A 1,864-nucleotide genomic window follows, 5' to 3' on the forward strand; every position below is an offset into this window, starting at 1 on the left:
GTATAATATTAAACATCTTGTAATCATTGAGCTAATAGCTAAGCGCTAAAAGCTGATCGCTTAATTCAGGACAAACTAAAAAAGCATGGCCATAATGACCATGCTTTTCAGATAACAATAACCAATTATTTTTTTAGTCTTTGGGCTCAGCTTCCTTAACCTTTACGTCTTCAACAACCACAGCTTCCGGCTCCGCGCTTTCAGCCTCAACTGTTTCCTGAACCTCCTCGGTTTCAGCCTCCGCGGCATTCGCTTCAACCGCCTTCGTTTCTTCAATTCCGGCGGCGATATCAGCCTCAACTCCCTGCTTCACTTCTGCTGAAATGGAAGACCTTTTTTCAACCACAGGTTTCTCTTTTTTAACTGTCTCGCGGGTGCTAAAAGTCACCACCGACATGGACGCATTATCACCAGCACGAAACCGCGACTTGATCACCCTTGTATACCCTCCGGGACGATCCTGGAATCGGGGGGCAATTTCATCAAATAACTTTTTGACCAATACATGGTCATTCAACAATTTAAATGCCTGACGGCGGGCATGCAAGCTGTTTTTCTTACCCAAAGTCACGAGCCGATCGGAAAGTCTTCGCAGCTCCTTGGCCCGGGGCAAAGTCGTTTCAATGGTTTCATATTTGATTAATGATCCAGCCAATGACCGCATCATCGCTTTCTGATGGCTGGGTCCATATCCCAGCCTCCTGCCTACAACTTGATGTCGCATCCCCTTTTTCTCCCTTTATCTACTGGCGAAGCCGCTTGATTAAAATCAGTAACAGCGGCTGAACAGTTACATATTCTTATTCTTCATAATCGTCGATCATTACTTTTTTAATCATCTCGGCATTTTCAGGATCAAAATCGGTAACCTTCACCCCCAATGACAAACCCATCTGGCTGAGAATATCCTTGATTTCATTCAGGGATTTGCGGCCAAAGTTCTTGGTCGTCAACATCTCGGCCTCGGTTTTCTGCACCAGCTCTCCAATCAGCCTGATATTGGCATTTTTCAGGCAGTTAGCTGAACGTACCGATAATTCCAATTCACCAACGCTGCGATAAAGATTCTCGTTAATGGTTGGTTTTGGCTCCTCATTCTCTATCTCTTCTTCAACCGGAGGTTCACAACTCTCATCAAAGTTTATAAAGACAGACAACTGTTCCTTCAGGATTTTAGAGCCATAGGCTAACGCATCATCAGGCGTAACACTACCATCCGTCCAAATTTGAATGATCAACTTGTCATAGTCTGTCTGCTGACCGACCCGGGCATTGGATACCACATAGGTCATTTTCTTAATTGGTGAGAAGACTCCATCTATAACAATTGTCCCCAGGGGAAATTTCTGCTTTTCCTCTGCTTGACCAGCAGGAACATATCCTTTCCCGGTTTCCGCAGTCATGGTCATTTTCAAGCCAGCATCTTCATTAAGAGTGGCAATATGATGATTGGGATTAAGTATCTTCACATTATGATCAGTAATAATATCACCGGCAGTAACTTCCTGTTTATCCGTTCCCCGAATATCAAGAGACAAAGTTTTTGGCTTGTCAACAAATAGTTTCAAACGTACACCCTTCATATTAAGAACAATCCGGGTAACGTCCTCAACCACACCGGGAATCGTCGAAAATTCGTGCTGAATGCCATCAACATGCAGGGAAGTAATGGCAGCGCCCTGCAGAGAAGAAAGCAACACCCGCCGCAAAGCATTCCCCAAGGTGACCCCATAACCGATCTCCAGAGGTTCAATCGTAAACTTTCCATATTCGGAAGTCAGGGTTTCCTGCTCAACCTTCAAGGATTTAGGAGTAATCAGATCTCGCCAATTTTTATATTTCATTGATATATTCATAGTATTCC

Annotated in this window: 2 protein-coding genes; both read right to left on the reverse strand. The window is 44.2% G+C overall.

Annotated elements, in window-relative coordinates; all coding sequences use genetic code 11:
* Positions 1-133: 133 nt before the first annotated feature.
* Positions 134-724, reverse strand: coding sequence for a 50S ribosomal protein L17 (gene rplQ / locus U9P07_04130; GenBank protein MEA2108587.1), 591 nt, complete (start codon positions 722-724; stop codon positions 134-136).
* 76 nt (positions 725-800) lie between these two features.
* Complete coding sequence (locus U9P07_04135; protein MEA2108588.1) at positions 801-1,856, reverse strand: DNA-directed RNA polymerase subunit alpha; 1,056 nt, start codon at positions 1,854-1,856, stop codon at positions 801-803.
* Positions 1,857-1,864 lie beyond the last annotated feature (8 nt).

This window comes from Pseudomonadota bacterium, assembly GCA_034660915.1.
Lineage (GTDB): Bacteria > Desulfobacterota > Anaeroferrophillalia > Anaeroferrophillales > Anaeroferrophillaceae > DQWO01.

Coding starts and splice junctions, on each gene's coding strand:
- rplQ (MEA2108587.1), bottom strand. CDS start 724: ATGCGACATCAAGTTGTAGGCAGGAGGCTGGGATATGGACCCAGCCAT.
- U9P07_04135 (MEA2108588.1), bottom strand. CDS start 1,856: ATGAATATATCAATGAAATATAAAAATTGGCGAGATCTGATTACTCCT.